Source organism: Bradyrhizobium sp. SZCCHNR1051, from assembly GCF_032489615.1.
In the GTDB taxonomy this organism is placed as follows: domain Bacteria; phylum Pseudomonadota; class Alphaproteobacteria; order Rhizobiales; family Xanthobacteraceae; genus Bradyrhizobium.
In genome coordinates this window covers 1-5,608 of record NZ_JAUEYJ010000051.1, presented here as the reverse complement: position 1 = coordinate 5,608, position 5,608 = coordinate 1, and the positions used below count along the sequence as shown (strand labels likewise).

Here is a 5,608-nt window from a genome sequence, read left to right as displayed (position 1 = left end):
AGATGATCGCCAGTTGAGCCTTAGTATATGCTAGAAACCTCAACCGGACAGCCGTGGGCTTGACCCGGGCATCCACGTCCATCCGCACGAGGAGAGACGTGGATGGCCGGGACATCCCGGCCATGGCGAGCTGATAGAGCTCCGCTTCCAAGCAACACCGACACTGGACGGCCGCCATGCCTCTCCTCCTCACCGAAGAACAATCGATGCTCCGCGACAGCGCGCGCGGCCTGATCTCAGATCACGCGCCGGTGTCTCACCTGCGCAAACTGCGCGACACGCGCGACGAGACTGGCTTCTCGCGCGAGCTGTGGGCCACCTTCGCCGAGATGGGCTTCGCCGGCCTGCTGGTGCCGGAGGAGCATGGCGGCTCCGCCCTCGGTGCGGTCGAGGCCGGTGTCGTGATGGAGGAGATCGGCCGCACCTTGATGCCGTCGCCGTTCCTGGCGACCGCGGTGCTGTCAGCCTCGGCGCTCACGCGCGCCGGCTCGGCGGCGCAGAAGTCCGAGTATCTGCCGAAGATCGCCAGCGGCGCGCTGCTCGCTGCGCTCGCGCTCGACGAAGGTTCCAAGCATCGTCCTTTGCACACCGCCCTGCAGGCCGAGCGCTCCGGCAACGGCTTCAAGCTGAACGGCGCCAAGGCGATGGTGGTCGACGGCCACGTCGCTGATCTCCTGCTCGTCGTCGCGCGCAGTGCGGGCTCGCCTGGCGATCGCGATGGTCTCACGCTGTTCCTGGTCGATCCCAAGGCCAAGGGCGTGGCGATCGAACGCACCATCATGGTCGACGCGCACAACGCCGCGCGGGTCACGCTCGACAACGTCGAGGTCACCGCGGATCACTTGCTCGGCGAGGTCGATGGTGGCGCTGCCACGCTCAGCGCCGTGCTCGATCTCGGCCGCGGCGCGGTCGCCTCCGAGATGGTGGGTCTCAGCGAGGAGGTGTTCGGACGCACCGTCGCGTATCTCAAGGAGCGCAAGCAGTTCGGCAAGGCGATCGGCGAATTCCAGGCGCTGCAGCACCGTGCCGCGCAGCTCTACATCGAGATCGAGATCACCCGCGCCGCGGTGCTCAAAGCGCTGCAGGCGCTTGATGCCGATCCGGCTGACGCAACAGCCGCAGTTGCGGTCGCCAAGGCCCGCGCCGGCGCCACCGCGACGCGCGCGGTGCAGGAAGGCGTGCAGATGCATGGCGGCATGGGCATGACCGACCAGTTCGACATCGGCTTCTTCATGAAGCGCGCGCGGGTGTGCGAGGAGCTGCTGGGCGATGCCAACTACCACGCGGCGCAGCTGGCGCAGCTCAGGGGGTATTGAAGGCAGCTCAGCGATCAGGGCACGTTACGCACCACAGACCCGACGTCTTCGTCCGCGAAGGCGGACGATCCAGTATGCCGAGACAGCAGAAGTTCATCGAGAGGCCGCAGCGTAACGGGTCCCCTGGAGAGGATATTTCAAACGATCGATGTGCGGCTCACGAGGCACAATCTGCGACCCTGTCGGTGATTTCTGCTTGACAGCCGCGCGGTGCGGGGGCATTCGGGCCGCATGACCTCGGAGTTCCGAGCTCATTTCAAACCGACCGAAACGAGAGATGGACAGTTACCCTAGTCGCTGTCCGATTGAGCCGAAGCGGCTCTGTCGGACACCAAACAAGTCAACTGGGACTGCTCCCGGCGTTGCCCGCCGGGCGAGCACGCGCTGGGCCTAGCGTCCTGTCTGCTCGCCTTCCGGGCCCGTCGGGCTGGTCCGGAGGTGAGCCATGAGCATCAACAACATCGTCTTTCTTCGCGGCAATGTTGCCGCGCCCGCACTCCGCGAGGGGCGGGCGAACATCATCACACAGGATCGCCAGGCTGAACTTCGCCGCGACGCTCGGTCGCCGCGGGCGACAAGTCGCGTTGTGCCGATCATGGTTTGGCGCACGAACCCGGTGAGCAATCGCCTGGAATGTCGCTGGGTGCTCGAACGCGGCGCCGCAGCCGACGAGGGCGTCAGTTGCAGCGGCTCCTTGCGTCAGGCCGCTTAGCCCGCCTCCTTCCCAATATTTCGATCCCGAAACCTGTCGCAGCGCCAAGCCGCACGCGATGGGGACGTCTTGCTGTGTCCGCGAGTCAGGATCCGGACCGTCGCTCCGACCTACGAGTGATCTGCCATGAATATCGAAGCAAAGCATGCCCCGAATGGCCGAGAAACGCGCCGGAGTTCGTCCAGCCTCCTGGCCGAGCTGGCTGAGTGGGCGCCCGAGGACGCGCTCAAGCGGCTGGACACCACACGCAGCGGCCTCCGCGAAGACCAGGTCCGGGAGCGACAGGAGCAGTACGGCCTCAATGTAGTTACGCATGAGAAGCCGCCGACCTGGTATCGGCAGCTCTTTCACGCGTTCCTGACCCCATTCAATGGCGTGCTGTTCACGGTCAGCATCGTATCGCTGTTTTCCGACGTGATCTTTGCTGCGCCGGAAGATCGCTCGTTCAGAACGATCATCGTCCTGATCTCCATGGTTCTGCTCAGCACGCTTTTGCGCTTCTGGCAGGAATTCCGATCGAACAAGGCCGCGGAAGAACTCAAGGCGATGGTGAGCTCCACGACGGCAGTGCTGCGTGCCGGCATGTCGCGCCCGCAGGAGGTGCCGATTTCCGAATTGGTTCCCGGTGATATCGTCTACCTGTCAGCAGGCGACATGGTGCCGGCGGATGTACGGCTGCTGACCGCGAAGGACCTGTTCGTCAGCCAGGCGATGCTAACTGGAGAATCTCTTCCGCTGGAGAAATATTCTGTTCCGCCAGCCACCAAGCCCGTCAGCCCGGCACGTGGCGCAATGGAGCTGGAAACCGCCTGCCTCATGGGTACGAACGTCGTCAGTGGCACGGCTACGGCGGTTGCCGCGGCAACGGGCGATGCGACCTACTTCGGGGCGATGGCACGGGACATCGTCGGCGGGCGCCCGCTCACAAGCTTCGATATTGGCATCAACCGGGTCTCATGGACGCTGATCCGCTTTCTGCTGGTGATGACCCCGCTGGTGTTTCTTATCAACGGGCTCGGCAAGGGCGCGTGGTTGGAATCACTGCTGTTTGCGGTCTCCGTTGCAGTCGGCCTGACCCCGGAAATGCTCCCGATGATCGTGACCGCCAACCTCGCCAAGGGCGCTGTCATGATGGCGCAGCGCAAGAGCATCGTGAAGAAGCTCAACGCCATCCAGAACTTCGGCGCGATGGACATTTTGTGCACGGACAAGACGGGCACGCTGACGCAAAACAAAGTGATCCTCGAGCGGCACCTCGACATTCACGGCAACGAGGACAGCCAGGTGCTAGAGCTCGCCTGGTTGAACAGCTTCCATCAGACCGGACTGAAGAACCTGCTCGACGTGGCCGTCCTCGAATATGCCGAGCAAGACGAACTGGTCGGCAAGCTCGAGCACTATCGGAAGGTCGACGAAATTCCGTTCGATTTCGTGCGTCGCCGCATGTCTGTTATCGTTCGCAACGGGAACAAGAATCTTCTGGTGTGCAAGGGCGCGATCGAGGAGGTGCTCGCGCTGTGCACCTCCGCTGACGACAACGCGGCTGCGCCTGGCGGACAGGTGCCGTTCTCCAGCGAGATGCGGCGAAAAGTGCGCGCCATCACCAGGGATTTGAACGAGGACGGCTTGCGCGCCTTGGCGGTGGCCTACAAGGCGTTGCCGCCCGAAGATCGTGCTTACACCGTCTCTGACGAGCAGGACCTGGTCCTTGCGGGCTACGTGGCGTTTCTCGATCCTCCCAAGGAGACGGCGCGCGAAGCGATCGCCGCGCTCAGGGAGCACGGTGTCGATACCAAGATCATTACCGGCGACAACGAGGTGGTGACACGCAAGATCTGCAAGGAGGTCGGCCTTGCTGTCGACCAGGCCATGACGGGCAAGGACGTGGCCGCACTGTCCGACGCCGAGCTCGCCGATACCGCGGAGCGAACCACTATCTTCACCAAGATGTCTCCCATGGAGAAGTCGCGCGTCATTCGCGCTCTTCAGAGCAAGGGCCACACCGTCGGTTACCTCGGCGACGGCATCAACGACGCCGCGGCCCTGAAGGATGCGGACGTCGGAATTTCGGTCGATACCGCCGTCGACATAGCAAAGGAATCGGCGGACATCATCTTGCTCGAAAAGAGTCTCCTCGTCCTTGAGGAGGCCGTGATCGAGGGACGCAAGACGTTCGCCAACATCATCAAGTACATCAAGATGACGGCAAGCTCGAACTTCGGTAACGTGTTCAGCGTGCTGGTTGCGAGCATCTTCCTGCCGTTCCTGCCGATGCTGCCGATTCAGCTATTGATCCAGAATCTGCTCTACGACATCTCGCAGGTCTCGATTCCGTGGGACGACGTAGACGAGGACTATCTCAAGCAGCCTCGGAAGTGGGACGCCAGCGGCATTGCGCGCTTCATGATGTTCATCGGTCCTATCAGCTCTATCTTCGATATCGTGACCTTCATCGTCATGTGGCATGTGTTCGGAGCCGATTCCGTCGAGAAGCAATCTCTGTTTCAATCCGGCTGGTTCGTGGTTGGTCTGCTGACGCAGACGCTGATCGTGCACATGATCCGGACCCAACACATCCCTTTCATCCAGAGCCGGGCCGCCACGCCGGTGATCCTGCTCACCGCCAGCATCATGGCGATCGGCATCTACCTTCCGTTCTCGCCGCTCGGTGCGCACGTCGGCATGGTACCGTTGCCGGAGGCATATTTCCCGATCCTGATCGCGATCCTGCTGAGCTACTGCCTGCTCACGCAAGTGATCAAGCGCCTCTACATCCGCCGCTTTGGTCAATGGCTCTGAGGAACATGCGCACCGGCGACGCTTGGGAGCGCATTGGAGATCACATCAGGCGTTACGCCGCGAGCGTAGCGGTCCGCATGGCTCGCGGCATACTGCTTGGTTCTCGGCGATTGCATCGCGCCGGGCTGATCAACCTAGCCACTGCCAAGCGCGCCTATGCTCTAAGCGGCGTGGTATGGCGGCTCGGCTGGCGTGTGATCAGGAACTGAACTGATGAGTTGGCTGATGCGCAAACAGGATTTACGGCCCTTGTTTGCCCTGTGATCCAGGGTCGCGTCACCCCGACCGGATTGGTCATGCTCGTCACGATCGGTGGGCCCGGATGGATTTTCAGGGGTGGTCACGAACTCGTGAGCCTGCGCATCTGCGCGGTATATGGAGGCCGCGATCCGGATGAATCCGCTGAACTAATTGCGTGATCTGCGCCGGCGAGCTGCCCGTCGTGCCAATTTGCCGCAACCCGACGGGCGTTGTGTCGTCGGGCAAATCACCGGCACATTCCCCGCTGTCTTGGCCCACAAGAGGGACGCTTCGCGGTCGTCACGAGTGTCGGGCTGATGATGCGATGGCCGCATCGGATCGCAGCGTGAGGTGATCGCGCCGACGAACGATTGCGATGCGGACGGGAAGACGTGTGGTCCTGGCGCCTCGATGCTGGCGTCAAGTCGGCGGGTGATGATGATCCTGCCGGCGACGGTGGCTAACTGTGGAGCCTCAGGAGGTTGTCCTCGGTTAAACCGAGTCTGCTGATAGGCGGCTGGGAGTTTATGCCGCCGTGAGG

Annotated in this window: 3 protein-coding genes; all 3 read left to right on the top strand. The window is 62.6% G+C overall.

Translation table 11 applies throughout. From position 1 onward, the window contains the following. Positions 1–176: 176 nt before the first annotated feature. Positions 177–1,316 (top strand): acyl-CoA dehydrogenase family protein, encoded by a 1,140-nt coding sequence (locus QW868_RS33380; RefSeq protein ID WP_316232560.1) that lies wholly within the window; start codon positions 177–179, stop codon positions 1,314–1,316. A 445-nt stretch (positions 1,317–1,761) separates the two neighbouring features. Further along, positions 1,762–2,028 carry a hypothetical protein gene (locus QW868_RS33375; RefSeq protein ID WP_315781278.1) on the top strand — a complete coding sequence of 89 codons (267 nt, stop codon included), beginning with the start codon at positions 1,762–1,764 and terminating at the stop codon, positions 2,026–2,028. A 126-nt stretch (positions 2,029–2,154) separates the two neighbouring features. Next, positions 2,155–4,827, top strand: a complete 2,673-nt coding sequence (gene mgtA, locus QW868_RS33370; protein ID WP_316232559.1) for a magnesium-translocating P-type ATPase — start codon at positions 2,155–2,157, stop codon at positions 4,825–4,827. The last annotated feature ends 781 nt before the right edge of the window (positions 4,828–5,608 follow it).

Excerpts from the sequence above, each read along its gene's own strand:
- QW868_RS33380 (WP_316232560.1), top strand. The coding sequence starts at position 177 with ATGCCTCTCCTCCTCACCGAAGAACAATCGATGCTCCGCGACAGCGCG.
- QW868_RS33375 (WP_315781278.1), top strand. The coding sequence starts at position 1,762 with ATGAGCATCAACAACATCGTCTTTCTTCGCGGCAATGTTGCCGCGCCC.
- mgtA (WP_316232559.1), top strand. The coding sequence starts at position 2,155 with ATGAATATCGAAGCAAAGCATGCCCCGAATGGCCGAGAAACGCGCCGG.